Annotated in this window: 11 protein-coding genes; 4 read left to right on the top strand and 7 right to left on the bottom strand. The window is 58.2% G+C overall.

What is annotated here, in order from left to right:
- Positions 1–317 precede the first annotated feature (317 nt).
- Positions 318–740 (top strand): hypothetical protein, encoded by a 423-nt coding sequence (locus V3C19_RS09635; protein WP_295932488.1) that lies wholly within the window; start codon positions 318–320, stop codon positions 738–740.
- Positions 741–1,298: 558 nt separating this feature from the next.
- On the opposite strand, the gene ruvX is transcribed toward V3C19_RS09635, so the two are convergent.
- From ruvX to V3C19_RS09615, 4 genes are read right to left on the bottom strand one after another with little or no spacing between them, the layout of a single operon-like run.
- On the bottom strand, positions 1,299–1,724 hold the full coding sequence (gene ruvX / locus V3C19_RS09630) for a Holliday junction resolvase RuvX (protein ID WP_295932486.1): 426 nt from the start codon (positions 1,722–1,724) through the stop codon (positions 1,299–1,301).
- Positions 1,721–2,782: a mannose-1-phosphate guanylyltransferase gene (locus tag V3C19_RS09625; protein WP_295932484.1), complete on the bottom strand. Its 1,062-nt coding sequence runs from the start codon at positions 2,780–2,782 to the stop codon at positions 1,721–1,723. Before V3C19_RS09625 ends, ruvX begins: the two co-directional genes overlap by 4 nt.
- A gap of 34 nt (positions 2,783–2,816) precedes the next feature.
- Entirely contained in the window at positions 2,817–3,533 is a 717-nt protein-coding gene (locus V3C19_RS09620) for an isoprenyl transferase (RefSeq protein WP_130084440.1), read from the bottom strand.
- 22 nt (positions 3,534–3,555) lie between these two features.
- On the bottom strand, positions 3,556–5,397 hold the full coding sequence (locus tag V3C19_RS09615) for a DNA topoisomerase IV subunit B (RefSeq protein ID WP_130084502.1): 1,842 nt from the start codon (positions 5,395–5,397) through the stop codon (positions 3,556–3,558).
- Between the two features lie 509 nt (positions 5,398–5,906).
- On the opposite strand from V3C19_RS09615, the gene ispE reads away from it, so the two are divergent.
- The 3 genes from ispE to V3C19_RS09600 are packed head-to-tail and all read left to right on the top strand — an operon-like array spanning position 5,907 to position 9,391.
- A complete protein-coding gene (gene ispE / locus V3C19_RS09610) occupies positions 5,907–6,770 on the top strand; it encodes a 4-(cytidine 5'-diphospho)-2-C-methyl-D-erythritol kinase (protein ID WP_130084439.1) in 864 nt (287 codons plus the stop codon).
- Positions 6,771–6,817: 47 nt separating this feature from the next.
- Positions 6,818–7,390: a hypothetical protein gene (locus V3C19_RS09605; protein ID WP_130084438.1), complete on the top strand. Its 573-nt coding sequence runs from the start codon at positions 6,818–6,820 to the stop codon at positions 7,388–7,390.
- Between the two features lie 15 nt (positions 7,391–7,405).
- The gene (locus tag V3C19_RS09600; protein WP_130084437.1) at positions 7,406–9,391 is read left to right on the top strand and encodes a helicase C-terminal domain-containing protein; all 1,986 of its coding nucleotides are present in this window, start codon (positions 7,406–7,408) and stop codon (positions 9,389–9,391) included.
- A gap of 12 nt (positions 9,392–9,403) precedes the next feature.
- Here V3C19_RS09600 and V3C19_RS09595 read toward each other — a convergent pair whose 3' ends face one another.
- The 3 genes from V3C19_RS09595 to V3C19_RS09585 form a co-directional block, all read right to left on the bottom strand.
- Positions 9,404–10,636, bottom strand: a complete 1,233-nt coding sequence (locus tag V3C19_RS09595) for a hypothetical protein (RefSeq protein WP_130084436.1) — start codon at positions 10,634–10,636, stop codon at positions 9,404–9,406.
- 243 nt (positions 10,637–10,879) lie between these two features.
- Complete coding sequence (locus V3C19_RS09590; protein ID WP_295932480.1) at positions 10,880–11,626, bottom strand: ABC transporter ATP-binding protein; 747 nt, start codon at positions 11,624–11,626, stop codon at positions 10,880–10,882.
- A complete protein-coding gene (locus V3C19_RS09585) occupies positions 11,623–12,435 on the bottom strand; it encodes an energy-coupling factor transporter transmembrane component T (RefSeq protein ID WP_130084434.1) in 813 nt (270 codons plus the stop codon). The genes V3C19_RS09590 and V3C19_RS09585 overlap by 4 nt, the downstream gene beginning before the upstream one ends.
- Between the last annotated feature and the right edge of the window lies 1 nt (position 12,436).

The raw sequence follows: 12,436 nt of genomic DNA, 5'->3' as shown, positions 1-12,436 counted from the left end.
GGTTCCAGAGGGTCCGTTGCAAGAGGCTGCTGGGCAAGGTTAATGCCTAATATCGTTACGGCGATCAATATTCCCAAAAGGATGAATTTCTTGTAGGTATGGAATTCCCTGCGGGATAGAAAGGCAAGGATGATGAGAGCGAAAATGCTCGGAGTGATTCCAATGCATGAATCATAGCGAATAACGGCAGCGCCTATCATGAGAAAGACGCCGGTCCATATCCATTTGGAGATTGATTCTTTACAGCCCGCATAGACCAGCAGCAGGCCGGCTCCCATACCAAAAAAGGAATAGAAACCAAAGTTGGGCTGAAGTGCATGGTGGAATACCTGTTGCGCAAGAATGATTCCTCCAAGCAGGGCCTGAAAGTTGTATTTGCCCGTCTGGCGGCTTTCATGCGTCAATACGGTAAAAATGGAGCATACTGCAATGTAATTGATCAGGAACAGGTAAACCGTGTACCAGCATATTTGGTCCGTCAGAAGGGAAAGCCAGCAAAGGGGATAAGTCAAAAAGTAACTGACGTGTATGCAGTGCGGGGATGCCTGCTCTCCTATGTGCAAGGCTGCAAAAGCATATATGTTGTCCGCGCCCAGGTAAAAAGGGGAGTAGAGGAGATGCAGGATAAGGAAAAGGAAGGTTACGAACAGGATCGGCCTTTTGATCGGCAGAATGGACAAAAGTTTGATGGCATTGGTCATAAGGTTGAATTTCCGTTTTTTGATGAATGGAGAGAGTAGCGGATGCCGGAATATCGGCTGATAAGGGTAATAACAGAAAAGGTGCTTGATGCAGATGCCTTTACGGGACTGTATGGAGTTGTGAATTTGGTGTCAATGCAAATGGATGGATTGAAAGGATAGGGAGAGAATGGAAGGTTCAGATAGGGAGGCGAGTTTTACGCTATTCAGCTTGATGGCCTCCCGTAAGCTGTTACGGTCTTAGAGCTTGCAGGATGTTAAACGGTAGCGGAGGGAGAACCGGATTGGCAGTTTTTCTATTCGGAGTCGGAGATTTTCATGAAAGCATTCTCCGGCGGATTTCGGGAGGCATGGCAGGAATATCAATGCGGAAACAGAGGAAAGGCGGGTACGGAAACCGGATGTTACTGCCAGGGCTGGAGGGAGGGCTGCCGCCGTCGGACGCATGCGGAGATATTCCACCAAACGATGTGGTCGTTATTATGTTTTTGGCGGTGTTTTTAAAGGAGTCGTACAGGCTAAAAGCTTTTATCTTATGTAATAATTCCCTGGAGGGTAAAACCGGAAGGACACGGGGGCGCCGTAATTTGCAGAAGTTCACCCCAGGACGGAGTCCTGCCAGGAGCTGAGGATTTCTACGGCGGCCACCTGGTCGATCACGGGCCGGAAGCTCTTCGTCTTTTTTCCGGCGGCGTGCAGTTTTTCCTGGGCGATGACGGTCGTGAGGCATTCGTCCATGAAGACGAGGGGAAGGCCGGGCAGGGCGGCGGAGAGTTCCCTGCCGAAGGCGCGCACCTTGACAGCCGCACTGCCTTCCGTGCCGTCCATGCGTACGGGGAGGCCGAGCACCAGAGTGCGGATGCCCCGTTCCTGAACAATCTGCACGATGCGGGTGACGGCGTCCGTCTGCCGCCTGTGAATGGTTTCCACAGGATGGGCCATGATGCCCACCGGGTCCGTGGCCGCTATGCCTATGCGGGCTTCTCCGTAGTCAATGCCCAGGGCGGGATGCTGGCTGGTCATCTGAGTTCGTCCGGGAGCTGGTTGACGATTTTCTTGATGTCGTCCGCCTTGTCCCTGTTGGCGATGAGGATGGCGTCCGCCGTTTCCACGACAATGAGGTTTTCCACGCCCAGCAGGGCCACGTGCTTGTCCCCGCCCTGAGAGAAGACGATATTGCCGGAGGCGTTCTGCACGGTGATATCCGTGTTGGTTTTGTTCCGGTTGTGGCTTTCCAGATAGTCTGACACGGAGATCCACGAGCCTACGTCATCCCAGTCGAAGGTGGCTTCAAAGTTGAGCACCCGGTCGGCGTGTTCCATCAGCGCGAAGTCGATGGAAATGGGAGTGAGTGAGGGGAATTCCTCCTGGAGGGCGTGATGAGGATCCGGCGCTTCTGCAATGTGTTCCACAAAGGAGGCCAGTTCCGGGCAGTGCTTGTCCAGTTGCTCGCAAACGGCGGGAATGCTCCAGACGAACATGCCGGCGTTCCAGCAGAAGTTGCCCTGCGCCAGGTAGGAGGCGGCTGTTTTCGTATCCGGTTTTTCCTTGAAGCGCAGAACTTCACGGCAGGAATGGGCCGGAGAGGCGCAGGGCGTTTCCTCCCCGCGTTCAATGTATCCGTAGGAAGGGCACGGCCAGGTGGGCTTGATGCCTACGGTGACGAGGGCTTTTTCCTGGGCGGCGGTGTCCATGGCAGCCTGCATCAGGGCGCGGAAGCCTTCCCGGTCCCGAATGAGCTGGTCGGACGGGATGACGAGCATGACGCCGTGCGGGTCCGTCGCCTTGATGAGTCCGATGCCCAGGGCGATGGCGGGCGCCGTGTCACGACGGACGGGTTCGGACACGATGTTGTCCGCGGGGATGTCCGGCGCCTGGCGGCGCACTTCCGCTTCCTGCAAATGGTTGGTGAGGATGAAGATGTTCTGCCTGGGGACGAGGCCGTCCAGCCGGTCGATGGCCTGGCGGAGCAGGGTGTCTTCCCCAATGATGTTGAGGAGCTGCTTGGGGCGGTGGTCCCGTGAGAGCGGCCAGAAGCGCGTACCACTGCCGCCGGCCAGAATGAGAGCGTATTGATTCATGGTTGTTCCTTGATGATTGAGGTGCAAGAGAGAATCAGATGCCGCCGAAACGGCGCGTTCTGCGGGCGTAGTCCTTGACGGCCATTTCCATGTCCCGTTCGCTGAAGTCCGGCCAGAGGGTGTCCGTGAGGTAGAGTTCCGCATAGCTGATCTGCCAGAGCAGGAAGTTGGAAATCCTCATTTCTCCGGAGGTGCGGATAAGCAGGTCCGGGTCCGGCATGCCGGCAGTGTCCAGGTACTGACCAAACGTTTCTTCCGTAATGGCGTCCGGATGGAGTTCCCCGGCGGAGATTTTTTCTGCGATCTTCCTGGCCGCTCCCGCGATTTCAGCCCGGCTTCCGTAGGAGAGGGCGAGGACGAGATTGATTTTGGTGTTTCCGGCGGTTTGCTCAATGCTGCGTTCCAGCAGTTCCCTGGTGCGTTTGGGCAGGCGGCTAGTGTCCCCGATGGCGAGGAGACGCACGCCTTTGTTTTTCATTTCCCGGAGGCGCTTTTTTAGGAAGTCATGCAACAGGAGCATCAGGGCCTGCACTTCCGTTTTGGGACGGTTCCAGTTTTCCGAGGAGAAAGCGTACAAGGTGAGCCAGGGAATGCCGTGGGAGATGCAGAAGTCAACGCAACGTTCTACGGTGTCAGCCCCCGCCCGGTGTCCGGCGCGGCGCGGCAGTCCGCGGCTGTGCGCCCAGCGGCCGTTGCCGTCCATGATGCAGGCGATATGGCGCGGCAGTTTTTCCTTGGGGATGGTGTGCATAGATAGATGTCGCGCCCACAGACTAGTCCATGACGGGGTCCAGTTCAACACGCAAGTTTTCCAGAATGTATTCCTGGCGTTCCCGTGTGTTTTTACCCATGTAGAAGGCGAGCAGTTCCTTGACCTTGTGGGAGTCTTCCAGCCGTACCCGGTCCAGGCGCATGCCTTCCCCGATGAAGGCCTTGAATTCATCCGGAGAGATTTCCCCGAGGCCCTTGAAGCGGGTGATTTCCGGATTTTTGCCCAGCAGGGTGATGGCCGCTTCCCGTTCGGAGTCCGAATAGCAGTAGATGGTCTGTTGCTTGTTGCGCACGCGGAACAGGGGCGTCTGGAGGATGAAGAGATGCCCTTCCCGGATGAGTTCCGGGAAGAACTGGATGAAGAAAGTCATCAGGAGGATGCGGATGTGCATGCCGTCGTCGTCGGCGTCCGTGGCGATGACTACTTTGTCGTACCGCAGGTCTTCCAGGCCGTTTTCAATGTTCAGGGCGTGCTGGAGGAAGTTGAATTCCTCATTTTCGTAAACGACCTTGCGGCTCATACCGAAGGAGTTCAGGGGCTTGCCCCGCAGGGAGAAGACCGCCTGGGTTTCCGCATCCCGCGCCGTGGTGATGGAGCCGGAGGCGGAGAGGCCTTCTGTGATGAACAGGGTGGTTTCTCCCGCGCGGGCATGCTTGGAGTTGTAGTGGACGCGGCAGTCCCGGAGGTTTTTGTTGTGGATTTTCGCCTTCCGGGCGTTTTCCCTGGCCAGCTTCTGGATGCCGGAGAGTTCCTTGCGGTCCCGCTCCGCGTCCTTGATTTTTATTTCCAGCGCCTTGGCGGTTTCCGGATTTTTGTGCAGGTAGTTGTCCAGTTCCCGCGCGATGAAGTTGCCGACGAAGGTGCGGATGGTTTCCCCTTCCGGGCTGATGGTGTTGGACCCAAGCTTGGTCTTTGTCTGGGATTCAAAGACGGGTTCCTTCACCTTGATGGAGATGGCGGCCACCAGGGAAGAGCGGATGTCCGCCGCCTCATAGTTCTTTTTGAAGAAGTCCCGGAGAGTTTTGACGATGGCTTCCCGGAAGGCCGCCTGGTGCGTTCCCCCCTGCGTGGTGTGCTGGCCGTTGACAAAGGAGTAGTGCTCCTCCCCATACTGGCTGCCGTGCGTGAAGGCTACCTCGATGTCGTGACCTTCCATGTGGATGATCGGATAAAGGGGCTCTTCACTCATGGCTTCCGTGAGCAGGTCCAGCAGACCGTTTTTGGAGACGTAGCGGCGTCCGTTGAAGTGCAGGACCAGTCCCTTGTTGAGGTAAGAGTAGTACCGGCACATTTTTTCAATGTATTCCGGCCGGAACTGGGTGTTTGCCGGGAAAATTTCCTGGTCTGCATGGAAGGCCGTGCGGGTGCCGTTGGGCTCGTCCGTGCCGCCCTTCCGTCTCGCCTTGGGGACTTCCTCCCCACGGCAGAACTGGTAGGAACGCGTTTCCCCATCCCGATAGGCCTGGATTTCAAAAAAGTCGGAGAGGGCATTGACTGCCTTGATGCCCACTCCATTGAGGCCGACGGATTTTTTGAAGGCGTCGCTGTCGTATTTGGCCCCTGTGTTGATCTTGGCGGCGCAGTCCAGCAGTTTTCCAAGCGGAATGCCGCGGCCGAAGTCGCGCACCTCGCACAGGCCGTCCGGGGTGATGTCAATGGTGATTTTTTTGCCGAATCCCATGACGAATTCGTCAATAGAGTTGTCGATGACTTCTTTCAGCAGAACGTAAACACCGTCGTCCGGTGAGGTTCCGTCTCCAAGTTTCCCGATGTACATCCCCGGACGCATGCGGATGTGTTCCCGCCAGTCCAGGGTTTTAATGCTGTTTTCGTCGTAGGCCATGTAATAGTAAGCGCACCCATGATACGGCAACCGAAGGGCAATGACGACGAAAAAATTCCTCATACCTTCTGTACAGCGGCGGCCGTTCCTGCGGGGAGCTGCCATGTTATGCGGCGTGGATGCCTTTTCAGAGCGGAAAGCCTTTTCTGCGGGTTGAAATTGAAGCCTCTCGCGGGCATCGGTTCCGTGCAGGCGTTTTGTGGTAAAAGAGCTTCATTCATTCGAATTGCCGGGGTGCGGCAGTGGCCCGTTCCGGAATGGAAATTATCATGCGCAGTTCCGTCGCGCCGAATGTTATTTCCCGAGAGGGGTGGACAGGTAAGGGAAGAAGAAGGATTTTATGAACAGGAAGGGAAATGGCTCGCTGGAGGCGGAACGGCATCAGGAATGGAAAACCGTGCAGCCTTCCTTTTTGGCATGCGTGCGGAAAGGGAAGGGCGGAAACGCTGTAAGATTCTGCGTGAAAGGTGCTTGACCCGGATGGCATTCCCTGCTGGAATCCGTGAGGCATGATCAGTTACAAGGCCCCGTGCAAGGTGAACGCTTCCCTCCGCGTTCTGGGAAAAAGGGAGGACGGTTTTCATGAGGTGGATACCGTGATGGTCCCTCTGGAATTGTCTGATGAATTGGGGTTTTCCCCGGCTCCCTGTCTGGAAATGAGTTGCAGCGCTCCCGGCGTGCCGGTGGATGAGAGCAATCTGGTCATGAAGGCCGGCCGTCTGATGGAACGGGAACTGGGGAGGACGATGCCGTGGCACGTCCATCTGGTGAAGAATGTTCCCCACGGGGCCGGACTGGGCGGCGGCAGCAGCGATGCCGCCTGTGTGCTTAAGGTGCTGAACAGCCTGGAAAACGGAGGACTGCCGCCGGAACGGCTGGTGGAACTGGCCGGGGAGATCGGTTCCGACATCGGTTTTTTCATTTACGGCACGGCTTGCCGCTGCACGGGCCGGGGAGAGAATGTGGCGCCTCTGCCGGATTGGCGGGAATGGGCGCCTCTGCTTGTTCTGCTTAAGCCGTCGTTCGGCGTTTCCACGCCGGATGCGTACCGACGCTGGGCAGGTTCCCGCGAGCTTCCGGGCATTCCCTACGGGGAGCAGGAGGTGGACGGGCATGTACTGGTCAACGACCTGGAGAAGCCCGTGTTTGAGAAGCACCTGTTCCTGGCGGAGATGAAACGCTGGCTGCTGGCCAGGCGGGGCGTCCGCGGAGCGATGATGTCCGGTTCCGGTTCCACCATGTTTGCCGTGATGGAGGATGAGAATGTCGCCCGCACACTGATGGAAGACGCCGCCCGGGAGCTGGATCCCACCCTGTGGATGTGGTCCGGCCGTGTCGCACAGCAGGGCTTTTGTAAAAACATGCCGCAGTAAGCGGCGTTGCCTTGACGCCGGGGGATGCATGCCGTTACACTCCACGCATGTTCAAGAATTTGTTTGCAGGTCTGTTTTTTGCAGGTGCGTGCGTCCTTCAGGTCCAGGCGGGCGAGTACGGGGATAGTGCCGTTCAGGCCGCCCGGGAGCTTTCCGGAGCCGTCAAGACCGGCGACATGATGTGGATGATTGAGAAGATGTATCCGCCCATCAAGAAGCAGCTTGTGTCTTCCTTTCCGGGAGGGGAGGCCGCTTTCATGAAAACCATGAGGGAAAAGATGCAGGCAGCCGCCGCCGTCATGAAGGAGCGCGGCATGGTGGTGGAGACTTATGAAATCGGCAATCCAACGGCGGAACACTTGGTGAGGAACGGAACGGAGGCTCTTGTGGTTCTGCCCACGCGTATGGTGATTTCCATGAAGCGGCCGGACGGCGTTCCCGTCAAGACGGAGAGCAAAGGAATCCTCATTCTGGTGAAGGACGTGAAGGAGAATGGACCGTGGACGTTTATTGACGCTTCCAAGATGAACGTGAACGGGTTGCGCTCCCTGTTCTATGATCTTCCGGCTCAGGTGGTTCTGCCCCCGGTTTCTTCCCGTCAGCTTCCTGTCGGTCAGTAAGGGAGGCGTGCCCGTATGAACGGCGCTGGTGCAGGTGAGGATTGCGGCGTTAGCGCCTTTGAAGCGTATGTCCGGCAGGCGTTCGCGGAGGACGGCCTGTTTTCCCGTGCCAGGGATTTTGAATACCGGGCGGAACAGCAGAACATGGCCCTTGCCGTTGCACGGGCGCTCCAGGTGGACGCTCCCCTGCTGGTGGAAGCCGGAACGGGCGTGGGCAAGTCACTGGGCTATTTGCTGCCCGCCGTGAAGTTTGCGCTGGATTTTGAGCGGAAAGCCGTCGTTTCCACGCATACGATCAATTTGCAGGAGCAGTTGTTCAACAAGGATATTCCGCTCCTGCGCGCCGCCCTGGGGATTGATTTTTCCGCCGCCCTGCTGAAAGGCAGGCAGAATTACCTGTGCCACTCCCGGCTGAGACGCGCACTGGGGCAGATGGATTCCCTGTTTACGCAGACGGAGGCCGCGGAATTGAAGCGCATCCAGGACTGGGCCCTGCGGACGCAGGACGGCACCCTGAGCGACATGACGTTCAAGCCCTCTCCCAAGGTATGGGCCATGGTATGCAGCGAGCCGCACGCGTGCAGCATGCGCAATTGCGGCCCCTCCTGCCCGTACCAGGTGGCCCGCAAGAAGGTGTTGGACGCCAAAGTGGTGGTTCTGAACCATACGCTGTTTTTCGGTCTGATGGCGCAGGCGGAAGAGTCCGAGGAGGCGGGGTTCGTGTTTCCCGGGGATTTCGTGATTCTGGACGAGGCCCACATGATTGAGAACATTGCTGCCCGGCAGCTTGGCGTACAGTTGTCGGAATCCCATTTGAATTACGAGCTGCTGAGGATGTTCAATCCGCGCACGAAGAAAGGCCTGCTGAAGCCGCTGAATAATCCCTCCCTGTTCCAGAGGGTGGAGGAGGTGCTGGACGCTTCCGGCCTGTTTTTCCAGAATGTCCGTGATGACTTGGGCTTTGCGGGGCACGGCAAGATTGTTCGCATTTTACAGCCGGAATGGTCGCAGGACATGCTTTCCCTGCCTTTGGCTGAATTAGTCGGGGAGTTGAAGCGGGAAGCGCTGAAACAAGAGGAAAACGTGTCCGTGAAGGATGAGCTGGCAGACATGGCGGCCCGCATGGAGGAGGCGCAGGCCTCCCTGAAAGTGCTGATGGACATGACGGAGGAAGAGCACGTTTACTGGGCGGAGAAGTCCGGCCCGGAGGGAAGGAACCTCAGCGTATGCTCCGCCCCCGTGGAAGTGGGGGAAATCCTGAGGGAGCGCCTGTTTTCCGCCGGCCGCGCCGCCATTCTGACTTCCGCCACGCTGGGCACAGGGGATGCGGACATGAGCTATTTTGCCGGGCGCGTAGGTGCGGAGAAGGTACGGAAGCTTCAGATAGGCAGTCCGTTCAACTACCGGGAGCAGATGCGCCTGATCGTGGCCCGCTCCATGCCGGAGCCGGACCAGCCTGAGTACGCGGAAGTGCTGCCCGAATGGATCAAGAGGTATCTGGCGGAGTCAAAGGGCAGGGCTTTCGTGCTTTTCACGAGCTACCGCCTGATGGTGCAGGCGGCGGAGAAGGTGCGTCCGTTTTGCGAGGGGCAGGGATGGAATTTGTACGTTCAGGGCCAGGAGATGCAGCGGCATGCCATGCTGGAGGCGTTCAGAAAGGACGTGAACAGCGTTTTGTTCGGCACGGACAGTTTCTGGACGGGGGTGGATGTGCCGGGAGAGGCCCTTTCCAACGTGATCGTGACGCGTCTGCCGTTTGAGGTGCCCGACCACCCGCTGGTGGAGTCCCGCTTTGAGAGCATCAAGGAACGCGGTGGAAATCCATTTTACGAGTATTCCGTGCCCGTGGCCATCCTGAAGCTGAGGCAGGGGGTCGGGCGGTTGATACGCACGAAGAACGATTCCGGGATGGTGGTGATTCTGGACTCCCGCGTGGCTACCAAGAGGTACGGGGCGAGGTTCATCAAGTCCCTGCCGGACGCGCGGCTGGAGTTTGTGTGAGGACGGGTGCGCTTAGTTCAGCTTCCAGTTCTGCCGTCCGAAGAAGATGCGGTAGAGTTTCCGTGTTATCCTTCTCTTCCGGCACAGGTGCCAGAGAGCCGGTTTTTTGTAGTTAAGCAGGAATTCCACGTCCTTTACCCAGGGTTCCGACAGATGGCGCTGCCGGCAGAATTGAAGAAGAGTCTGGTAGGTATGGCGCAGGGAGAGCGTGGCCAGGTCAATGGAGCGGATGTCCCTGGAGGACAATTCCACGGACGGCATGCAGCCTTCAAGCAGGTGTTCCGCTCCGCAGGCCTTGAAGTTCAAGATGGTGCGTTTGCATTTTTCACACTGTCCGCAATTTTTCCCGCCCGGCTGCGGATTCTCCCAGCATACCCGGAGGCGGGATACGCCGAAGGGCCAGTTTTTAAGTTTTTCCGCCTTTTCCGTGCGGGAAAAGCCGTGGCCGTCAGGGTAAACCCGGAATTGCCGCTGGGAAAGAAGGTGGTCCGTGATGGGCTGGCTGCCCCAGGGAATGGTCAATGTGTCGTAGGGCGCCGAGCTTCCCGCGATGAGGTTTCTGTAGCCGGAAGGGGCCAGGAAGGAAGCCAGTCCGGCAAGAACGGCAAGATGGCTCAGTTCCCCCCATAAGGCGGCATGTTCATGAAAGACGTTTTGGTAATTGCAGCGGATGACGTACAGCTTGTCAATGCCGAGGTCCTTTAGCATGAGGCGGGCATTTTCCTCCACATCCAGCAGGAGCTGTTCTTTCGCGAGGGGGACGTCCAGACCCGCTCCCAGGAAACCCGCCTTGATGTTCAGCGTATTTCTTCCCGCCTGGCCGGAGGTGTGCCTGTAGGCGGAGAAGGCCGCATCCAGCCCTCCCGAGAAGCAGACGAGGGCGGAGTCGTCCACCGGGTCCTGGGTATCGTCAATGATCTGTTCGGGAGACAGCGTGACGGGATGGAGCTTGTCCGGGTACCATTTGATAAATGCCTCCGTGAAGTTTTCCAGATTCCGGAGCAGGGTGAGGCTCACCGGAGCGTTGATTTTGAATTCGCCGCCGATGCGCATCATCTCAAAGATGAGCAGGCGCGTCCACGCATCTCCCCTGGCGGGCGAGTCTATCCAGGCCCGGCAGGCTTGTTCTTCCAGTTCCGCCCAGACTTCGCGACGATCATCATCCGTTTGAAAGGTGCAGGTCAGGCGGTGCAAACCATTGGATTGCAGGTGTCCGGTTTTTGGAATATCCAAGGCTGAAGGCATGTCGGCCTACATTGTACGGATTCGGAATCCGGGGTCAATGTTCAATTTTGAACACGAAGCTATTAGGATTAGAGATGCGCTTCCGGTTGATGAGCGGCTTTTGTGTGGAATACGTATATTATGTTTATAGTGAGATGATTGTAACTATTTGTGATTAAAACGGATTCCGAATTTGCAGGGTAAATTTTCCGGACGGGACCGGAATGGCGGCAGCCCGGAACACAGTGTGTGGATATTTTCCTTTTACCTGCCGTAGTGCCTCAGACAGTAGCTGAGGGGTTGTTCCAGGCGGGCTTCCTCCAGCAGGGCACAGTCCGCAAAGATGTCCGGCACAGGAGCGTCCGCCAGGATGGAGCCGTCTTTCATCACGATGCAGCGGGAGCACAGGTCCATGACCATGTCCAGATCGTGGGTGGCGATGATTTTGGTGTGGGAGAACCGGCGCAGCAGGTTGATGAGCGTGCGGCGGGAGGCCGGGTCCAGATTGGCGCTGGGCTCGTCCAGGACGAGGATGTCCGGACTCATGGAAAGGACGGTGGCGATGGAGACGGCGCGTTTTTCCCCCCCGGAAAGGTGGTGCGTCATTTTGTCCGCCAGGGCGGCGGCATTCACATCCTGCAGGGCCTGGGCCACGCGGCGGTCTATTTCTTCCTGCGGGAGCCCCATGTTCAGAGGGCCGAACGCCACGTCTTCCCGGACCGTGGGCATGAAGAGCTGATCGTCCGCCTGCTGGAATACCATACCCACGCTTTCCCGGACGCGGGCGGCCGTTTTAGGCGTCACGGGGATGTCCCCCACGCGCACCTGTCCGGAAGAGGGCGTCAGCAGGCCGTTGAGATGGAGCAGCAAGGTGGATTTTCCCGCCCCGTTTCCTCCGACGAGGGCGACGGATTCTCCGTGCGTGATGCGCATGGTGACGCCGTTCAGGGCCGGGGGAGAGTCCGGATAGCTGAAGCACAGGTCGATGGTTTCTACAAGATGGTGGCTCATGAGATGAGATTGCGGGTGAATTGGCCCGCCAGCATGGTGACGTTGACGCAGCGGAAAAGGATGGCGAAGAGGCAGAAAAGGAGGCCGCCCATTACTCCCCGCGCCGTGATGGCGCCGGGAACGGAAGAGAATTCGGGATCTTCCCCGCCCCTGCACTGGACGGCCTGGTAAATGCGTTCCGCCCGGCCGAACGCGCGCAGCAGGAGCTGTCCCGTCATGGCCCCCCATATGGACAGCGGGACGGCGCCGGAGGAACCGCGCCGGGAACGGAAGGCCAGGAGCGTGTTCTGGAATTCGTCCACCAGAATGAAGGCATACCTGTACAGGAAGGCCAGCAGGGTGATCAGGATGCGCGGCACGCCGAGCTGCCGGAGGCCGCGGCACAGCGGGGCGAAGCCGGTGGAGGCCAGCAGGGTGAAGGCTGCCAGAATGGTCAGCATGCACCGCAGGATGATGGAGATGAAGGAGATCATGCCCCGCGTGACGGGAATGCCGAACCATTCCCCCGCGGGCGTCCTGTCCACCAGGGGATTGAATATCCCGATCATGACGGCGACGGGCAGGAGCCACAGGGTCCGTTTCAGCAGGTAGCCGAGGGGGAGCCCCGCCATGCGGATGACGCACACGGGGAACAGGAAGAAGGGGAGCTGCCCCGTGATTTCCTGCGGCGGCCAGGAGAGGACGCAGATTTGAAAGACGATGAAGGCCCCTATCTTGATGCGGGCGTCCAGACGGTGGAATCCGGTGTTTCCGCAGGAAAACCGGTCCATTTGGCGGAATTGCCGCGCGGCGTCCGTGAAGAGGGGCATG

This window comes from Akkermansia sp. AE01SA01, assembly GCF_036417395.1.
GTDB lineage: Bacteria > Verrucomicrobiota > Verrucomicrobiia > Verrucomicrobiales > Akkermansiaceae > Akkermansia.
The sequence above is the reverse complement of the archived record's forward strand: the minus strand, read 5'-3'. Positions and strand labels throughout refer to the sequence as shown.

What these genes read in the sequence shown, in the direction of transcription:
- V3C19_RS09635 (WP_295932488.1), top strand. Translation starts at nt 318, where the DNA reads ATGGTGGAATACCTGTTGCGCAAGAATGATTCCTCCAAGCAGGGCCTG.
- ruvX (WP_295932486.1), bottom strand. Translation starts at nt 1,724, where the DNA reads ATGACCAGCCAGCATCCCGCCCTGGGCATTGACTACGGAGAAGCCCGC.
- V3C19_RS09625 (WP_295932484.1), bottom strand. Translation starts at nt 2,782, where the DNA reads ATGAATCAATACGCTCTCATTCTGGCCGGCGGCAGTGGTACGCGCTTC.
- V3C19_RS09620 (WP_130084440.1), bottom strand. Translation starts at nt 3,533, where the DNA reads ATGCACACCATCCCCAAGGAAAAACTGCCGCGCCATATCGCCTGCATC.
- V3C19_RS09615 (WP_130084502.1), bottom strand. Translation starts at nt 5,397, where the DNA reads ATGGCCTACGACGAAAACAGCATTAAAACCCTGGACTGGCGGGAACAC.
- ispE (WP_130084439.1), top strand. Translation starts at nt 5,907, where the DNA reads ATGATCAGTTACAAGGCCCCGTGCAAGGTGAACGCTTCCCTCCGCGTT.
- V3C19_RS09605 (WP_130084438.1), top strand. Translation starts at nt 6,818, where the DNA reads ATGTTCAAGAATTTGTTTGCAGGTCTGTTTTTTGCAGGTGCGTGCGTC.
- V3C19_RS09600 (WP_130084437.1), top strand. Translation starts at nt 7,406, where the DNA reads ATGAACGGCGCTGGTGCAGGTGAGGATTGCGGCGTTAGCGCCTTTGAA.
- V3C19_RS09595 (WP_130084436.1), bottom strand. Translation starts at nt 10,636, where the DNA reads ATGCCTTCAGCCTTGGATATTCCAAAAACCGGACACCTGCAATCCAAT.
- V3C19_RS09590 (WP_295932480.1), bottom strand. Translation starts at nt 11,626, where the DNA reads ATGAGCCACCATCTTGTAGAAACCATCGACCTGTGCTTCAGCTATCCG.
- V3C19_RS09585 (WP_130084434.1), bottom strand. Translation starts at nt 12,435, where the DNA reads ATGCCCCTCTTCACGGACGCCGCGCGGCAATTCCGCCAAATGGACCGG.